Here is a 17,039-nt window from a genome sequence, read left to right on the forward strand (position 1 = left end):
GCGATTAAAGCCGGCGCCTTGAATGTGCAGGGTTCCATGGTTTAGAGAAGCGGCGGGCGACGTCACAGACGACGTCTACCGGCAGGCGATCACGGCGGCCGGCATGGGCTGCATGGCTGCGCTGGAAGCCGAGAAATTTCTCGCCAATCTGGAGATCGGCGAGACCCCGGTTCAGGCCGCCGCGGCCGAGTGAGACCACGCAGCGCGGGCCGCACCGCGCTGTTGGACGAAAGTCCTGTCAACAACTTCGCGATCTGAGTGCTTGCGTCCGACCATGCGCCGGGCGCATAGGGGTTCTGACCGGGCAGGGCTGCAATCGTTGCATGCCCCTGCGGCGCCGGCCGCGTCCCCTCGGGGTCGGCCGCCCACGCATCGCCCGGTGCTCGCCTGATGCCGAGAGGGCTCTCTCCGAGCCGCGGATCGGGTGCGGATTCGCGGTGGTGGGGGTTCTCGCCTTGGATTGGGACAAGATCCGGATCTTCCTGAACGTCGCAGAGGCGGGCAGCTTCACCAAGGCAGGCGACGATATCGGCCTCAGCCAGTCAGCGGTGAGCCGCCAGATCAGCGCCCTGGAGCGCGAGCTGAAGGCGCCGCTGTTCCATCGCCACGCCCGCGGCCTGATCCTGACCGAGCAGGGCGACCTGCTGTTCCGGGCGGCCCGGGACATGAAGCTGCGCCTGGAGAACACCCGGGCGCGCCTCGTCGAGACCTCCGAGCGGCCGACCGGCGATCTCAAGGTGACCACCACCGTGGGGCTCGGCACCTCGTGGCTGTCCCAGCGGGTCGGCGAGTTCCTCGACCTCTACCCGGATGTCCGGATCGAGCTGATCCTCACCAACGAGGAGCTGGATCTCGCCATGCGCGAGGCCGACGTGGCGATCCGCATGCGCCGCCCGGCCCAGCCGGACCTGATCCAGCGCCGGCTGTTCACCGTGCATTACCACGCCTTCGCGAGCGTGGATTACGTCAAGCGCTTCGGCGAGCCCAAGACGATCGAGGAGCTCGACGACCACCGCCTGGTCTCGTTCGGCGGCAACGAGCCCTCCTACCTGCTGGCGGCCCATTGGCTGGCCGATGCCGGGCGCGAGGGCCGCGACCGCCGCAGCGTCCACCTGACGGTGAACAATATCGGCGCGCTCCAGCGGGCCATGGAGGCCGGCGCCGGCATCGGTATCCTGCCGGACTACGCGGTTGACGGCGACCACCAGCTCACCCAGGTCCTGCGCGACACCGAGATGCCGAGCCTGGAGAGCTATCTGGTCTATGCGGAAGAGATGCGCTCGGTCGCCCGGGTGCAGGCGTTCCGCGACTTCCTGGTCTCCAAGGCACAGCGCTGGACCTACTGAGCATCCGATGCTCGACTCCGGTCTTTCCACGGAGACGAATCGATGCGCGCACCCCTTCTCGTCCTGACCCTCATCGCCGGGACCACCGGCGCGATGGCGGACGATTGCGCGGAAGCCTGGTACCAGCGCAACCTGATCTACAAGCAGGCTGGCTATTGCTTCCGCAGCCAGCGGGCGATCCGCACCTTCGGCAACACGGATTGCCGCTACGACGCGACGGACCGCATACCGCTCTCGCGTCAGGAACAGGCCACCGTGGCGGAGCTGCAGGCCTTCGAACGGGCGCATGCCTGCCCGCAATAGAGCGCGCGTCGTAGAGCGGCATGCCGCTTCGGTGTGAGCGGCGGCGTGGCCGCGAAGGATGTGAGCCATGCCCGATCGGGCATGGCTCGAAGGTGGCCGGCCGCGCTCAGACGAATAGGCGCTCGCCTTCCAGCCCCTTGTACAGCCCGGCGACCTGCTCGCCGTAGCCGTTGTAGATCAGGGTCGGCACCCGCTCGTCGGTGCCCAGCACGCGCTCCGAAGCCTGGCTCCAGCGCGGATGCGGCACCGCCGGGTTCACGTTGGCCCAGAACCCGTATTCGGAGGCCTGCAGCCCCTCCCAGAACGTCTTGGGGCGCTCGGCGGTGAACGAGACCTTCACCAGCGATTTCGCCGACTTGAACCCGTATTTCCACGGCACCGCGACGCGGATCGGCGCGCCGAACTGGTTCGGCAGCGGCTTGCCGTAGATTCCGGTGACCATGAAGGCGAGGTCGTTGCCGGCTTCGGCCAGGGTCAGCCCCTCAGTATAGGGCCAGGGATAGAAGAACGCCCGCTGGCCCGGCGCCATCGCCTTGTCCATGAACGTCTCGAAGCGGATGTATTTCGCCCCCGATGTCGGCTTGGCGAGCGCCACGAGCTTCGACAGGGGGAAGCCGGTCCACGGCACCGACATCGACCACGCCTCGACGCAGCGGTGGCGGTAGAGCCGCTCCTCCAGGCCGACCTTCCGGATCAGGTCGTCGACGCCGATCTCGAACGGCTTCTCCACGAGGCCATCGATCTTCAGGGTCCAGGGCTGGGTCTTGAGCGCGTTGGCGGCCGGCAGCACCGTCTTGGACGTGCCGAACTCGTAGAAGTTGTTGTAGTCCGCGCTGAACCGCTCGGGCGTCACTGGCCGGTCCAGCGTGTAGGCGGGATTGCGCGGCGCCGGATAGAGCGGCCCGTCACCCGCGGCCGCGAAGGCGGACCGGCCGCCCAGCACCGAGCCGGCGGCGAGCCCGGCGGCGGCACCGATCAGCGCGCGGCGGTTGAGGAACACGGCCTCGGGCGTGGCCTGACTCTCCGGGATCTCCCACCCGCGCCTGCTCCGGATCAACATCGCCATCTCCTCGCCTGTCCCGCGGCAACAGCCCACAGATCGGCCCGGGCCGACAGGGGCGCAAGCGCCGCAGCCTCACCCTTCGGCGATCGGGGCCGGTCGGTTACGTGCGCGGCCGACGACCATCCGCCGCGGGCGCCCTCAACCGGGGGGCGTCTCGTCGCGCAGGACTCGGCGCAGGACCTTGCCGACATTGGTCTTGGGCAGCGTGTCGTGCAGCACCACCCGGCGGGGCACCTTGTAGCCGGTGAGCTGGGTCCGGGCATGCGCCCGAAGGGCGTCGGTCGAGACCTCCGGATCCTTCATGACCACGTGGGCCACGACCATCTCGCCGGTCTCCTCGCTCGGGGCGCCGACGACCGCGCATTCGAGCACACCGGGATGGGCGGCCAGCACCTCCTCGACCTCGTTCGGGTAGACGTTGAACCCGGAGACGAGGATCATGTCCTTCATCCGGTCGACGATCTTGATCTGGCCGTCGGGCTCCATCACGGCGACGTCGCCGGTGCGGAAGAAGCCGTCCGCCGTCATCGCCCGCGCGGTCTCCTCCGGCCGGTTCCAGTAGCCGCGCATCACCTGCGGGCCGCGCACGCAGATCTCGCCGGGCTGGCCCGCCGGCACCGGCTTGCCGGCGGCGTCGCGGATCGAGACCTCGGTGGACGGGAACGGGTAACCGATCGTCCCGGTGAATTCCTTGATCCCGGGCGGGTTGGCGCTCACCACCGGGGAGGTCTCCGACAGGCCGTAACCCTCCAGGATCGTGTTGCCGGTGAGCGCCTTCCAGCGGTCCGCAACCGGCCGCTGCACCGCCGTCCCGCCGCCGACCACGAAGTCGAGGTGAGAGAAATCGACCGTGTGGATCTTCGGGTGGTTGATCAGCACGTTGAACAGGGTGTTCACGCCCATCAGATGCGTGAAGCGGTGACGGCTCAAGGTCTTCACCATGCCGTCGCAGTCGCGCGGGTTGGGGATCAGCAGGCAGGACCCGCCATTGCGCATGAACTGGAAGAAGCAGGCCGTCAGCGCGAAGATATGGTAGAGCGGGAGGGCCGTGACGGCGCAGCGGAGGATGCTCGGATCCTTCGAATTGAAGAACAGCTGCGACTGCTCGACATTGGCCATGACGTTGCGGTGGGTCAGCATCGCCGCCTTGGCGACCCCCGTGGTCCCGCCGGTATATTGCAGGAAGGCCAGATCCTCGGGATCGACCGGCATCGAGGCGTGCGGCATGCCGCTGCCCCGGCGCAGGGCGGTCATGAACGGCAGCGCGAGGCCGTCGGGCAGCCGGAACGGCGGCACGGCCTTGCGCACGTGCCGGCTGGCGAGGTTGATCACCTGCCCCTTGAGCCCGAGCCCGTCGCCCGGCCCGACCAGCAGGACGCGCTCGAGCGTGACATCCGCCAGCGCTCCCGCGACGGTGGCACCGAAATTCTCCAGCACGATCAGGAACCGCGCCCCGGAATCGTTGATCTGCTGGGCGAATTCCCGGGGCGTGTAGAGCGGGTTGACGTTGACCACGGTTCCGCCGGCCGAGAGCACGCCGAACAGGGCCACCGCGTAGGCCGGGACGTTCGGCAGCATGATCGCGACGCGGTCGCCCTTCGCCAGCCCCTGGGCGCGCAGCCAGGCCGCGAGGGCGCGGGCCTGCTTGCCCATGGTGGCGTAGGTCAGGGTCGAGCCGAAGCACAGGATCGCCGGGCGGTCGGCGAAGTCCGCAACGCTGGTCTCGAACAGGTCGACCAGGGTGCCGAGGCTCTCGACGTCGATCTCCGCCGGGACCCCGGGCGGGTAAGACGAGAGCCATGGCCGGGGCGTCAGGTTCGCGAAGGCGGGATCCGGCTCGGATTCATGCCGGCGTGCCGCCGTGCCCTGCTCGATCAAGCTGGCCTCGCGCATCGCGTCGTCTCCCGCGGGCACGGCTCTCGACGGCCGCGTCCCGTCCCTACGCAGAACCGCCCGACTGTGGGCGAACGGGCGGCCACTAGCAAGGCGGGCCCCTCAGGCCACCCGACGAAGCCGGCGCAATGTCGTGAGCGCGGCATGCGGCAGCGCGGCGACAATCAGCAGCAGCGCCGCGAGGCCCGCCTCGGCGGGGCGGAAGGCCCGATGCGGCCAGGGACCGAGGCCGAGATCGCCGGCGAGCCCGATCACGCAGGCGCCGAACCACAGCGCCAGGAAGGCCAGCGCGCCGGCTCCGATTCGCCGGAGCCGCGGACGCAGCGGCCGGTTGGTGAGCAGGGCGAAGAGGCCGAGGATCCCGCCGAAGATCGCCGCCGCGACGCCGGCGCCGAGCCCGTAGGCCAGCCACAGGGGCTGGTGCGTCAGGAACGCCATCCCGCCGGTGGCGAAGCCGCCGCGCAGGATCAGGCCGCCGAATGTTGGGTAGAGGCCGACCAGCGCGAGGATTGCCGCGCCGGCCGCGCCGAACAGGATCCTTCGCGGTACCGAGGCCGGCCCGGGACCGGCCGCGACCGCGCCCAGATGCGCAATCCCGTAGACGAGCGCGAAGGCGAAGAGCGGATAGCGAGTGATGAAATAGCCGTAGATCCAGGGCTCGAACGCCTCCGGCACCGCCGAGCGTTGGCTGAAGCCGGTGACGGCCACCAGCGCCAGCGCGGCGAGCATGGCCAGGATCGGGACCGCCGCGGCGAGGATTTTTTTTGTAGTTATCACAGCTACTTGCGTTCGGTTGCGCTCGACGCCCCCGCTCCACGAAGCTTGATCAAAATTCCTCAAACCCACCCCCTCATCCTGAGGTGCGAGCCAAGCGAGCCTCGAAGGAGCCCTCCAGTCCTCTCGCGATCCCTGGAGGGCTCCTTCGGGGGCGCCGCCGTGCGTCGCCACCTCAGGATGAGGGGGGTGGGTAGGGCGGACGCGGATCAAGGCCGAGCCCGCCATATCGCCTCCCGCGGGCGCGGTATCGTCGCGCCCGCGATCCGTCTTACCGCGCCTCGTAATGGTCCCGGACCAGCCGGTCGAGCAGGCGCACCCCCCAGCCGGCGCCCCAGCTGCGGTTGATCTCGCTGGCGTTCGACGACATCGCCACGCCCGCGATGTCGAGATGGGCCCACGGCACCTCCTCGACGTAGCGCTTGATGAACGAGGCCGCGGTGGCGGCGCCGCCGTGGCGGCCGCCGGTGTTCTTCATGTCGGCGAACTTGGAATCGATCGCCTTGTCGTAGGCGGGGATCAGCGGCATCCGCCAGACCTTCTCGCCGGTGGCCTCGCCGGCCGCGTTGATGTTGGCGGCGAGCGCGTCGTCGTTGGAGAACATCCCGGCGATGTCCTGGCCGAGCGCCACGATGATCGCCCCGGTCAGGGTCGCGAGATCGACCATCGCCTTCGGCTTGGCGCTGCGGACCACGTGCGTGATCACGTCGGCCAGCACGAGCCGGCCTTCCGCGTCGGTGTTGATCACCTCGATGGTCTGGCCGGACATGGAGGTGATGATGTCGGAGGGGCGGTAGGAGCCGCCGTCCGGCATGTTCTCGACGATGCCGATGGCGCCGACGACGTTGCAGCGGGCCTTGCGGGATGCGAGCGCGTGGATCGCGCCGACCACGGCGGCCGCGCCACCCATGTCGCCCTTCATGTCTTCCATGCCGCCGCCGGGCTTGATCGAGACGCCGCCGGAATCGAACACCACGCCTTTGCCGATGAAGGCGACCGGCGCCTCGCCGGCCGGGCCGCCGTTCCAGCGCATGATCACGACCCGCGGCTCGCGCACCGAGCCCTGGGCCACGGCGAGCAGCGCACCCATGCCGAGCTCGCGCATCTTGGCCGGCTCCAGCACCTCGATCTCGACCCCGAGCTTCGACAGCTCCGCGGCGCGCCGGGCGAATTCCTCCGGAAAGAGCACGTTCGGCGGCTCGTTCACGAGGTCGCGGGCCAGGATCACGCCCTCGGACAGAGTCCGGGCGGCCTCACCTTCGCGCGATGCGGTGCCGTGCTCGGCGAGCAGCAGGGTAAGCGTGGTGCGGCTCTTGTCCTCGGCGTCGGGCTTCTTCTTGGTCTTGTAGCGGTCGAACGCGTAGCTGCGCAGGCGCGCGCCCAGGGCGAACTCGCCGGCCTGCGCAGCGCCGACCGTCGCGCCCGGCCAGTCGAGGACCACCCGGGCCGTGCGGCCCGAAACCTTGCCGGCGGTGAAGCCGCCGAGCGCCGGCCAGTCGGTCTTGGCCCGGTCCTTCTCGGAGCCGAGCCCGACCACCACCAGCCGCTCGGCGTTGACGCCCGCCGGTGCCGGCAAGCTCATGGCGCTGAGCGAGCGGCCCTTGAACTTCTCCGAGGCGGCGGCCTTGGCGACGAGGTCGGCGCCCGCGCTGCCGAGCGCTGCGCGCGCCGCCGATCCGAGGGCGAGGTCGTCGCCGACGAACACCACGAGATCGCCCGCTCCCCCCGGACCCTGGCCGCTCTGCTCCAGGGGGCCGAAACCGATCTCGATACCGTCCGCCATACCCGTCGCCCTGCCCGCCGTTCCGCAGTTTTCGAGGCGCCCAAACCGGATCGCAGGGCGCAATCCGCTCTGTGTAGCCGCTGAGGCGGCAAACGCAACGCGGCGCAGCAGCCCTGGAATCGCCCCTTTTGTCGGTTCCCTGGCCCTTGAGGGCGCGAGAGGACGGGCGGAACTGCCGGGCCAATGAGGCAGATCGAGCGCTACATCTTTCGGATCGCCCTGGGCGCCAGCCTCGCCTGCTTGATCGGCCTCACCGGCACGATCTGGCTGACGCAGGCTCTGCGCGAGCTCGATCTCGTGACCGCCAAGGGGCAGACGCTCCTGGTCTTCCTGTTCGTGACCGGCCTGTCGCTGCCGACGCTGGTGGTGGTGATCGCCCCGGTGGCGCTGTTCATCGGCACCGTCTACGCGCTGAACAAGCTGAACGGCGATTCCGAACTGATCGTGATGTCGGCGGCCGGCATGCCGCCCCGCGCGCTGCTGCGGCCATTCCTGACGCTCGCGCTGTTCGTGAGTTTCCTGGTGGGCTTCCTGGTGCTGGTGGTGATGCCCGCGAGCTTCCAGGAACTGCGCGACGTGATCACCCGGGTCCGGGGCGACTTCATCGCGAACGTCGTCAAGGAGGGCCAGTTCACCCAGCTCGACAACGGCATCACCTTCCATTTCCGCGAGCGTGGGCCCGGCGGCGTGCTCAAGGGCCTGTTCATCCAGGACCGGCGCGAGGCCGGGAAGACCAAGGTCTACCTCGCCGATCGCGGCATCGCGGCCGATATCGACGGGCAGAGCTTCCTGATCCTGGAGAACGGCAGCGTCCACCAGCAGCAGAAGGAGTCGCGGGATTCCTCGATCCTGACCTTCGAGCGCTACACGATCGATCTGGCGGCCTTCGCGCCCCCGGATTCCGACACGATCTACAAGCCGCGCGAGCGCTCGACCGCCCAGCTCCTGTTCCCCGACCAGACCGAGGGCTACTACAAGCTCCAGAAGGGCCGGTTCCGGGCTGAGCTGCACGACCGGCTCTCGGCCTGCCTCTACCCGCTGGCGCTCGTTTTCATCGCCTTCGCGGCGCTCGGCGATCCCCGCACCACCCGCCAGGGCCGCGGGCTCGCAGTCGCGGGCGCGATCCTGGCCGTGGTCGGCTTGCGGATCGCGGGCTTCGCCGCGGTGAGCGCCGCCGCGCGCAGCGCCGGGGCGGTGGCGGCGATCTACGGCGTGCCGATCCTGGCGATCGCCCTCTCCAGCCTGCTGATCTTCTTCGGGCCGCGGGTGCGCGCCTTCAACGCCGCGCTGGCGGGGGCCCTGCGCGCCCTGTTCCGCGCCCCGCGCCTCGCCTCGGCACGCTGAGCCTCCGATGCTGATCGGTCCGACCCTCGGGCGCTACTTCGCCGCCCGGTTCGCCCGCACGGTGCTCGGCGTCTTCGTCACCGTGTTCGCGCTCGTCTACACCCTCGACTTCGTCGAGCTGCTGCGCCGCGCCGGCGAGGCCGAGGGCGCCTCCACCGGGCTGATGGCCCTGCTCTCGCTCTACCGCACCCCGGCGGTGGCCGAGGGCGTGCTGCCCTTCGCGGTCCTGTTCGGCTCGATGGCCGCCCTGCTCCAGCTCTCGCGCAAGCTGGAACTGGTGGTCGCCCGGGCGGCCGGGATCTCCGCCTGGCAGTTCCTGCAGCCCGGCTTCTTCGTGGCCCTGGCGCTCGGCGCGATGGCGGTCGGGATCTACAACCCGGTCTCGGCCCTGCTGAAGCAGCGCTCCACCGAGATCGAGGCCAAGATCTTCGCCAAATCGACCAAGGCGTCCTCCGGCAAGGACCTCTGGATCCGCCAGCGCGGACTCGACGGCGAGGCGATCATCCGGGCCGAAACCGCCGTCGAGGGCACCACCACGCTGGCCGGCGTTTCGGTCTTCACCTTCGACGCGGCCGGCAAGTTCGCCGAGCAGATCGTGGCGGCCCGGGCGACGCTCCACGACGGCTACTGGGAGCTCTCGGACGTGCGCCTCCTGGCGCCGGACGCCCCGCCTGAGTCGTTCGACACCTACCTGATCGCCTCGAACCTCGATCCCGGGCAGGTCCGGCAGCGCTTCACCCCCCCGGAATCTGTGCCTTTCTGGCAACTTCCCACAACCATCGCACGGACCGAGCGGGCCGGTCTCGACGCCACCCGATACCGTCTTCAGTACGATGTCCTGTGGGCTCGACCGGTCCTGTTCCTGGCGATGGTGATCGTCGCCGCAACCGTTTCCTTACGGTTCTTCCGCTTTGGTGGGGTCGGTAAACTCGTCCTCGGCGGCGTCGCGGCGGGCTTCGCGCTCTACGTGGTCCGACAGGTCATGGAAGGGCTCGGGGCGTCCGGACTCGTCGCCGCACCGGTGGCGGCCTGGTTCCCGGCCGTGGTAGGCAGTCTTCTCGGTACGCTTACGCTTCTGTACCAGGAAGACGGCTGACGCCCGTGATCCATCGCGGGACGGGAGACGGGTGTGTGAGGTTGGTGGCGGATCACGTCACAGGGGTTGGGTCGCGCGTTGCGTAAGGTCGCCCACATCCTGCGGAAGACGGCCCTCCTGGCTGCGCTGGCATTCGCCGCGCCACTGGCCGGGGGCGTCTCGGCGCATGCCCAGGGGATGGCCGCGCCCAAGCTCGGCAATTCTGGTGGGAAGCTGCCGGGCGACAAGCTGTTGGTCGAGGCCAACGAGCTGATCTACGACAACGACCACAACACCGTGACCGCGCGTGGCAACGCCGAGCTGCATTTCGGCGCGCGGACCCTGCAGGCCGACAGCGTGCGCTACGACCGCGCCAGCGGCCGGGTCTTCGCCCAGGGCAATGTCCGCCTGACCGAGGCCGATGGCGGCGTCGTGACCGGCGAGCGCATGGAGCTGAGCGACGACTTCAAGACCGGCTTCGTCGACGCGTTCCGCGGCCAGCAGACCGTCGAACGGCGCGCCGAGACGGTGCGGACGCGCTTCTCCGCCCCCCGGGCCGAGCGCCTGAACGGCGAGCAGACCAGCTTCGAGGCCGGCAGCTACACCGCCTGCGAGCCGTGCAAGGACAATCCGGAGACGCCGCCGCTCTGGCAGATCCGTGCCAAGAAGATCATCCACGACAACGAGACCCATACGATCTACTTCGACGATTCCACCCTGGAGATCGCCGGGATCCCGGTCGCGTACCTGCCCTATTTCGAGGCCGCCGACCCGACGGTGAAGCGCAAGACCGGCTTCCTGACGCCGCGCTTCATCTCGACCACGGCTTTGGGCCGGGGCGTGTCGCTGCCGTACTTCATCAACCTCGCGCCGAACTACGACCTGACGATCACCCCGACCCTGCTGAGCCGCCAGGGCGTGCTCGGCCAGGCGGAGTTCCGCCAGCGGATCGACAACGGCTTCTACAACATCCGCCTGTCGGGCATCTCGCAGACCACGCCCTCCGCCTTCCTGCCGAGCCCGCTCGGCGCCGGCGAGCGCGACTTCCGCGGCTCGGTGGAATCGCAGGGGCGGTTCTACATCAATGACCGCTGGCGCACCGGCTGGGACCTCGTCGGCGTCACCGACAAGTGGTTCCTCGACAATTACCGGATCCGCAACCAGAACATCACCACGGATTATTTCCGCGAGGCGACCTCGACGGCCTACCTCATCGGCCAGGGCGACCGGTCGTGGTTCGAGGCGCGCGGCTACTACTTCAAGGGCCTGTCGAGCTTCGACTGGCAGAAGCAGCAGCCGATCGTCGCCCCGGTGATCGACTACGACAAGCGGATCAACGGCCCGGCCGAGATCGGCGGCGAGGTCCGGTTCCAGGCCAACATCACCAGCCTGACCCGCGAGACCACCCAGTTCCAGGGCCTGCCGCGCACCTCGAGCTACCTGTTCTCGCCCAGCGTGAACGGCGTCAGCTTCCCGCTCTACCAGACCTGCACGGTGTTCCAGCGCGGCCTGTGCTCAATCGACGGGCTGGCCGGCACCAACACCCGCGCCTCGGCGGAGCTGTCCTGGCGCCGGAGCTTCATCGACGAGTGGGGCCAGAAGTTCACGCCGTTCGCGTATCTGCGCACCGACGCGTTCTTCACCAACCCGAGCTTCTCCGGCTACCAGAACGACCTCGCCCCCCAGGTCGCCAAGATCGACGACGGCTTCGCCGGCCGGGTGATGCCGGCGGTCGGGCTCGATTACCGCTACCCGTTCGTCGCCAATTTCGGGGCGCTGGGCGTCCACACCCTGGAGCCGATCGGCCAGATCATCGCGCGCCCGTCCGAGACGCGGATCGGCCGCCTGCCGAACGAGGACGCCCAGAGCCTGGTGTTCGACGACACCTCGCTGTTCGAGTGGGACAAGTTCTCGGGCTACGACCGGGCCGAGGGTGGCGTCCGCACCAATCTCGGCGGCCAATATTCCGTCGTCACCCCGTCCGGCTGGTACACCAACATCATGTTCGGCGAGTCCATCCAGCTCGCCGGCGTGAACTCGTTCCGCCGGGGCGACATCGCCAATGTCGGCCTGGATTCCGGACTCGAGACCCGGCGCTCCGACTTCGTCGGGCGGTTCCAGGTCTCCCCGAACCAGAACATCACCTTCATCACCCGGGCGCGGTTCGACCAGTCGGACTTCCACGTTGCCCGGCTCGAGACCGGCGCCACGGCGCGGTTCGCGCCGTTCCTGCCGCTCACGGTCTCGGCCTTCTACTCGTATTATGAGGCGCAGCCGCTGCTCGGCTACAGCCACTACCGCGAGGGCGTGACCGCCACCGCGACCTACAACATCACCCCGAACTGGTTCGTCTCGGGCTCGCTGCTGGTGGACCTCACGCACTATCTCGACGTGCGCAACACCTACACGGACGCCCTGTCGGCCTACCTGTCCAACCCGATCGGGACGGTGCCGACCTACCAGAACCCCGGCCGGTTCTACCTCTCGGGCGCGAGCTTCGGCGGCGGCTACCAGGACGAGTGCACCACCGTCTCGCTGAACTACATCAACTCCCCGATCGCCACCGCCACCGGCGTGCGCGAGCGCAACCAGACCGTGCTGCTCCGGGTCGAGCTGAAGACACTCGGCGAGGCGGATCTCCGCCAGAACGTCGGCACCGCCACCACCGCGGACGGCATCGCCACGGTGCGGTAGTTTTTCGGGATTTTTCGGGGAGCCCGCTCAACGGCAGGCTTCGCACCTGCAAACCCGCCTTTCCGCTCATACAGCGACGGGACTGTCTCGTTTCCGGATGTAACGCGGGTCCCCCCTCCCGCACGGGAGAGGGAGTTCGTCGCGCCTTCAAGAAGAGGAAGTCTGAACATTGCTGCCCGCGTAGGCGCAGGGAAGCTCGCGTCGGGCACACGCTTCCCACCATGAGGCCAAAGCCTCCCCCAAAAGGGTGCGCCCCCGCCCCGCCGGCGCTATAGACCCGGGATGCCGCCTCTCGCCCTCACCCTCGGAGACCCGGCCGGGATCGGCCCGGATCTCGCGCTCAGCGCTTGGCTCGCCCGCGGCGGGGCGAACCCGCTGCCGCCGTTCTTCCTGGTGGCCGACCCGGACTTCATCGAGCGCCTCGCCAACCGCTTGAACCGTCTGGTGCCGGTGGCCGAGGTCGATCCCGAGACCGCAGCCGAGGTGTTCCCCCGGGCGCTGCCGGTCGTGCCGCTGCCCAGCGGCGCCAAGGTGTCGGCCGAGCCGGGCGCACCGGATTCCGCCAATGCCGGGGCGGTGATCGAGTCGATCACCGCCGCCGTCGCCTTCGTGGCGGCCAAGCGCGCCAGCGCGGTGGTGACCAACCCAATCGCCAAATTCGTGCTGACCCGGGCCGGCTTCGCCCATCCCGGGCATACCGAGTTCCTGGCCGCCCTCTCGGTCCCCCCCGGCCGCACGCCGCCGCGCCCGGTGATGATGATCTGGAGCGAAGACCTCGCCGTCGTGCCGGTGACGATCCACGTCCCGCTCAGGGACGTGCCCGGCCTGCTCACCCAGGAGCTGGTGGAGGACACCGCCCGGATCGTCGCCCGGGACCTGCGCGACCGGTTCGGCCTGCCCGAGCCGCGGCTGGTGCTGGCCGGGCTCAATCCCCATGCCGGCGAGGCCGGGACGATCGGCCACGAGGATCGCGACGTGCTCGCTCCCGCGGTGGCGCGGCTGCGCGCCGCCGGCATCGACATCCGCGGGCCGCTGCCGGCCGACACGCTGTTCCACGCCCGGGCCCGGGCGACCTACGACGTCGCCCTGGCGCCGACCCACGACCAGGCGCTGATCCCGATCAAGACCATCGCGTTCGATGACGGCGTCAACGTCACCCTCGGGCTGCCCTTCGTGCGGACCTCGCCCGATCACGGCACCGCCTTCGACATCGCCGGCACCGGCGTCGCGAGGCCGGACAGCCTGATCGCTGCCCTGCGGCTGGCCGAGCGCCTCGCCGCCACCGAGGCCGCCCGCACTGCCCCGGGGCCGGGCGGGGCCGACATCATTCCGTTCAGCATCTATGCCGGACGGCCGCGCGCGTCGGGCGCCCAGCATTTCGACGCCGAGGACGAGCTGTGAGCGATGGAGACGGGCTGCCGCCCCTGCGCGAAGTCGTCGCCCGGCACGGGCTGGAGCCCAAGAAGGCGCTGGGCCAGAACTTTCTGTACGATCTCAATCTGACGGGGCGGATCGCCCGGGCGGCGGGGCCCCTCGAAGGCGTCACCGTGGTCGAGGTCGGCCCCGGACCCGGCGGCCTGACCCGGGCGCTGCTCGCCGAGGGCGCGGCCCGGGTCGTGGCGATCGAGCGCGACCCCCGCGCCCTGCCGGCGCTCGCCGAGATCGCCGCGCATTATCCCGGCCGGCTGGACGTCGTTGATGCCGACGCCCTCGCCTTCGATCCCCGGCCGCTGATCGGCGACGGGCCGGCCCGGATCGTGGCGAACCTGCCCTACAATGTCGGCACGGCGCTGCTCACCGGCTGGCTCGACGGCGAGGCCTGGCCGCCCTGGTGGGACCAGGCGGTGCTGATGTTTCAGCGCGAGGTCGCCGAGCGGATCGTCGCCGGGCCGGAGACCCGGGCGGATTACGGCCGGCTCGGCGTGCTGTGCGGCTGGCGGACCCAGGCCGACATCCTGTTCGACGTGAGCCCCTCGGCCTTCGTGCCGCCCCCGAAGGTGACGTCCAGCGTGGTGCGGCTGATGCCCCGGGCGCAGCCCCTGCCCTGTCGGGCCGGCGCCCTCGAGGCGGTGACCCGGGCGGCGTTCGGCCAGCGCCGCAAGATGCTCCGCCAGAGCCTGAAGGCGCTGACACCCGAGCCGGGTGCCCTGCTGGCGGCCGCCGAGATCCTGGAGACGGCCCGGGCCGAGGAGGTGCCGGTGTCCGGGTTCGTCACCCTGGCGAATCTGTGGGATGCGCAGCGCGGACGTTAGCTTCGCCAGCCTGCCGCCCGTTCAAGGCGTACGCGGCGGCTGAAGCATCCACCCCGTCATTCCGGGGCCGCGGAGCGGAGCCCGGAAACCAGAAACGCAGGTCCAGCAAAACCTTGCGCCGTAAGCGGCTCTGGATTCCGGGCTCGCCGGCGGCGCCCCGGAATGACGGGTTTGTTTCCACGGTTGCCGGAACGCCCGATCCGGCGCCTACCCAAAACAAAAAGCCGGCGCCGCGGAAACGGCACCGGCCCGAAGCGTGCGCCCCGGCCTGAACGGCCGGAGCGCCAAGTCCCAGATCAGCGGGTCTGCTGGATCGCCGAGAGCACCCAGCCGCGGCCGGGCTGGCGCTGGAAGGTCCAGAGCTCCGTCGCCTCGGGGGCCGGCTCGGTCTTCACGACCCGGCCGCTGGCGCGGTCGACCATGACGTCCTTGAGGGCATAGCGCATCGCCACGGTGGCGTAGTCGGTACGGTCCTCGCCCCAGGCTTCCGCGAGGTCGCCCTGCAGGAGCTTCACGTCCGTGATCTTGTTGACCACGCCCTGAGCGGCGTTGTTGCGCAGCTCCTCGTCGAAGTAGCCGGCCATCTCGGGCGTCGCCAGGTTGCCCAGGGTCACGCGATCCTCGCGGGAATAGGCGTCCTGGATGTCGCCGAGCAGCCGCTCGAACGCCTGGTAATCGGCCGGGCCGATCTCGACCTTGCGGGTCTGCACCGGGCGGGCGCCGCCGAACGAGCCGCCGGCCGCCGGGGCCGGACCGCCCATCGGGCCACCCGGGTTCGGGCCGCCGTCCAGCGTCGAGCGGGCGTAGGGCGCACCGGCGCCGGCCGGCTCGCTGCGGCGACGGAAGAACCGCACCGCCAGCATCACCACCAGCACGACCAGGCCGACCTGGAACAGCAGGCCGATCATCGAGGCGATGCCGCCGAGGCCGCCGAAGAAGCCGCCGCCGAGCAGGGCGCCGAGCAGGCCCGCGCCGAGCAGGCCGGCGAAGAAGCCGCCGCCGAAGCGGCGACCCTGGGCCGGCGCCTGCATGCCGGGATTCGACATGCCGGGGGACGGCGCGGTCTGGGACCGCTGCATGGTCGAGCCGCCGCCCGGCGCCGTCGGCGTGGCCGAGGGCGCCGTGTAGGTGCGCGAGCCGCGCGAACCGAAGGATCCGCCGCCGCCCGGACGGGCCTCGGCGATGGGGGCCGCGACGGTCAGGGCAGCGGCCAGCGCCAGGAAGGCGGCCGTGCGCCGACGACGCGAGAATTGGGTGAGCATGTACACGCCTCTGAGGACGAGAACCGAGTGGCGGAAGCCGCCGACGACTATATGGTGACGGCTCAGCGCGGGTTTTAGTCCGCGCCTCTCGTCGTCGTGATGACGTTTGTCGCGGGCCGTATCCTCAATGCAGCGTCCGGTCCGGCGCCGCCGGGAAGGCGAGGCGGACCTGGGTGCCCTCCCCGGGCCGGCTGTCCAGGGTGATCGTGCCGTTCTGGCGCTTCATCAGACCGTGCACGATCGCGAGGCCCGCGCCCCGTCCGGCCTCGCGGCTGGTCTGGAACGGCGCCAGAGCCCGGGCCAGCATCTCGGGCGACATGCCCTGCCCGGTATCGCTCACCACGATCCCGACCGTGCCCGGCCCGGGCTGGTGCATGGCCCGGTCGTTCGGATCGACCCGGAAGGTCGAGAGGGTCAGGGTGCCGCCGGCCGGCATCGCCTCGCAGGCATTGGCGACCAGATGCCGCAACGCGAACTCGATCTGGGTCGGGTTGCTGATCGCCCGGGGCAGGCCCGGCGTGGTGTTGACGATGAGGCGGATCCCGGGGGGAAAGTCCGGGGCGAGCCGCTCGGCGAGATCGGCCACGATGGCGTCGAGATCCACCGGGCGCACGTCCGGGGCGATCCGGCGGGAATAGGCCAGGAGCTGGCGGGTCAGGATCGCGGCCCGCTCGGTGGCGTCGGCCGAGCGGCTGAGCGCCCGCTGGATGAACGGCTCCGGCCGGTCGCCCAGGCGCCGCTTCAGGCCGTCGATGTAGCCGATCAGGATCTGCAGGAAGTTGTTGAATTCGTGGGCGACGCTGTTGGTCAGCAGCCCCAGGGCCTCGCGCTGCCGCGACAGCGCCAAGGCGCCCTCGGCCTCGCGCCGCGCCGTGACGTCGAGCATCTGACAGACGGTTTCGTCGGTCCCGGGGAGCCGCCCCACGGCCAAGCTCGCCCAGAAGCTGGTCGCGTCCGACCGCACGGCGAGAAATTCCTGGGGCGCCTCGGCGGACAGGTCCGGGGCCGACCCGCGTGTCGCCAGGATCAGGTCGAGGCCGCGCTCCGCCAGCGCCGCGGCCGGATGCCCGGTCAGGCGCTCGAAGGCCGGGTTGGCGTGCCGGATACGACCCTGCGCATCCACCAGAAAGCTCGGCGTGGGCAGCGCGTCGAGGAGCGCGCGGGCCTGCCCCTTCAGCGGACCGCCCGCCTGGCCGTGATCCGTCCCGGGCTGCGTCATGCTGCGTCCGAGCTGAGCGGGTGCGGGAAAC

13 protein-coding genes and 1 pseudogene are annotated in these 17,039 nt (G+C 70.1%); 8 read left to right on the forward strand and 6 right to left on the reverse strand.

The window, feature by feature from the left end:
* Window positions 1-49: 49 nt before the first annotated feature.
* The 3 genes and pseudogenes from WYO_RS24850 to WYO_RS24860 all read left to right on the forward strand — a co-directional run.
* Window positions 50-193 (forward strand): annotated as a pseudogene (locus WYO_RS24850) (thioredoxin reductase); the annotation flags it as partial.
* Between the two features lie 262 nt (window positions 194-455).
* Complete coding sequence (locus tag WYO_RS24855) at window positions 456-1,346, forward strand: LysR family transcriptional regulator (RefSeq protein ID WP_039904094.1); 891 nt, start codon at window positions 456-458, stop codon at window positions 1,344-1,346.
* 42 nt (window positions 1,347-1,388) lie between these two features.
* Complete coding sequence (locus tag WYO_RS24860; protein ID WP_007567811.1) at window positions 1,389-1,649, forward strand: YARHG domain-containing protein; 261 nt, start codon at window positions 1,389-1,391, stop codon at window positions 1,647-1,649.
* Window positions 1,650-1,755: 106 nt separating this feature from the next.
* On the opposite strand, the gene msrP is transcribed toward WYO_RS24860, so the two are convergent.
* The 4 genes from msrP to WYO_RS24880 form a co-directional block, all read right to left on the reverse strand.
* Entirely contained in the window at window positions 1,756-2,709 is a 954-nt protein-coding gene (gene msrP / locus WYO_RS24865; protein ID WP_007567812.1) for a protein-methionine-sulfoxide reductase catalytic subunit MsrP, read from the reverse strand.
* A 141-nt stretch (window positions 2,710-2,850) separates the two neighbouring features.
* On the reverse strand, window positions 2,851-4,605 hold the full coding sequence (locus tag WYO_RS24870; RefSeq protein ID WP_007567813.1) for a long-chain-fatty-acid--CoA ligase: 1,755 nt from the start codon (window positions 4,603-4,605) through the stop codon (window positions 2,851-2,853).
* A gap of 102 nt (window positions 4,606-4,707) precedes the next feature.
* Window positions 4,708-5,334, reverse strand: a complete 627-nt coding sequence (locus WYO_RS24875) for a hypothetical protein (protein WP_039904097.1) — start codon at window positions 5,332-5,334, stop codon at window positions 4,708-4,710.
* Window positions 5,335-5,650: 316 nt separating this feature from the next.
* Window positions 5,651-7,162, reverse strand: coding sequence for a leucyl aminopeptidase (locus WYO_RS24880; RefSeq protein WP_007567815.1), 1,512 nt, complete (start codon window positions 7,160-7,162; stop codon window positions 5,651-5,653).
* A gap of 183 nt (window positions 7,163-7,345) precedes the next feature.
* On the opposite strand from WYO_RS24880, the gene lptF reads away from it, so the two are divergent.
* The 5 genes from lptF to rsmA all read left to right on the forward strand — a co-directional run bounded on the left by lptF (window position 7,346) and on the right by rsmA (window position 14,527).
* On the forward strand, window positions 7,346-8,506 hold the full coding sequence (gene lptF / locus WYO_RS24885) for an LPS export ABC transporter permease LptF (RefSeq protein WP_007567816.1): 1,161 nt from the start codon (window positions 7,346-7,348) through the stop codon (window positions 8,504-8,506).
* Between the two features lie 7 nt (window positions 8,507-8,513).
* Window positions 8,514-9,602, forward strand: coding sequence for an LPS export ABC transporter permease LptG (gene lptG / locus WYO_RS24890; protein WP_007567817.1), 1,089 nt, complete (start codon window positions 8,514-8,516; stop codon window positions 9,600-9,602).
* A 78-nt stretch (window positions 9,603-9,680) separates the two neighbouring features.
* Window positions 9,681-12,275, forward strand: a complete 2,595-nt coding sequence (locus tag WYO_RS24895; RefSeq protein ID WP_007567818.1) for an LPS-assembly protein LptD — start codon at window positions 9,681-9,683, stop codon at window positions 12,273-12,275.
* 282 nt (window positions 12,276-12,557) lie between these two features.
* Entirely contained in the window at window positions 12,558-13,676 is a 1,119-nt protein-coding gene (gene pdxA / locus WYO_RS24900; protein ID WP_007567819.1) for a 4-hydroxythreonine-4-phosphate dehydrogenase PdxA, read from the forward strand.
* Window positions 13,673-14,527 (forward strand): 16S rRNA (adenine(1518)-N(6)/adenine(1519)-N(6))-dimethyltransferase RsmA, encoded by an 855-nt coding sequence (gene rsmA / locus WYO_RS24905; protein WP_007567821.1) that lies wholly within the window; start codon window positions 13,673-13,675, stop codon window positions 14,525-14,527. Before pdxA ends, rsmA begins: the two co-directional genes overlap by 4 nt.
* A gap of 296 nt (window positions 14,528-14,823) precedes the next feature.
* Here the strand turns inward: rsmA and WYO_RS24910 are convergent, their stop codons facing one another.
* Both WYO_RS24910 and WYO_RS24915 read right to left on the reverse strand, forming a co-directional pair.
* On the reverse strand, window positions 14,824-15,789 hold the full coding sequence (locus tag WYO_RS24910; protein ID WP_007567822.1) for a TIM44-like domain-containing protein: 966 nt from the start codon (window positions 15,787-15,789) through the stop codon (window positions 14,824-14,826).
* 124 nt (window positions 15,790-15,913) lie between these two features.
* Window positions 15,914-17,008, reverse strand: coding sequence for an ATP-binding protein (locus tag WYO_RS24915; protein ID WP_007567823.1), 1,095 nt, complete (start codon window positions 17,006-17,008; stop codon window positions 15,914-15,916).
* Between the last annotated feature and the right edge of the window lie 31 nt (window positions 17,009-17,039).

Origin of the sequence: Methylobacterium sp. GXF4, from assembly GCF_000272495.1 — a bacterium.
GTDB lineage: Bacteria > Pseudomonadota > Alphaproteobacteria > Rhizobiales > Beijerinckiaceae > Methylobacterium > Methylobacterium brachiatum.

Excerpts from the sequence above, each read along its gene's own strand:
- WYO_RS24860 (WP_007567811.1), top strand. The coding sequence starts at position 1,389 with ATGCGCGCACCCCTTCTCGTCCTGACCCTCATCGCCGGGACCACCGGC.
- msrP (WP_007567812.1), bottom strand. The coding sequence starts at position 2,709 with ATGTTGATCCGGAGCAGGCGCGGGTGGGAGATCCCGGAGAGTCAGGCC.
- WYO_RS24870 (WP_007567813.1), bottom strand. The coding sequence starts at position 4,605 with ATGCGCGAGGCCAGCTTGATCGAGCAGGGCACGGCGGCACGCCGGCAT.
- WYO_RS24875 (WP_039904097.1), bottom strand. The coding sequence starts at position 5,334 with ATGCTCGCCGCGCTGGCGCTGGTGGCCGTCACCGGCTTCAGCCAACGC.
- WYO_RS24880 (WP_007567815.1), bottom strand. The coding sequence starts at position 7,162 with ATGGCGGACGGTATCGAGATCGGTTTCGGCCCCCTGGAGCAGAGCGGC.
- lptF (WP_007567816.1), top strand. The coding sequence starts at position 7,346 with ATGAGGCAGATCGAGCGCTACATCTTTCGGATCGCCCTGGGCGCCAGC.
- lptG (WP_007567817.1), top strand. The coding sequence starts at position 8,514 with ATGCTGATCGGTCCGACCCTCGGGCGCTACTTCGCCGCCCGGTTCGCC.
- pdxA (WP_007567819.1), top strand. The coding sequence starts at position 12,558 with ATGCCGCCTCTCGCCCTCACCCTCGGAGACCCGGCCGGGATCGGCCCG.
- WYO_RS24910 (WP_007567822.1), bottom strand. The coding sequence starts at position 15,789 with ATGCTCACCCAATTCTCGCGTCGTCGGCGCACGGCCGCCTTCCTGGCG.
- WYO_RS24915 (WP_007567823.1), bottom strand. The coding sequence starts at position 17,008 with ATGACGCAGCCCGGGACGGATCACGGCCAGGCGGGCGGTCCGCTGAAG.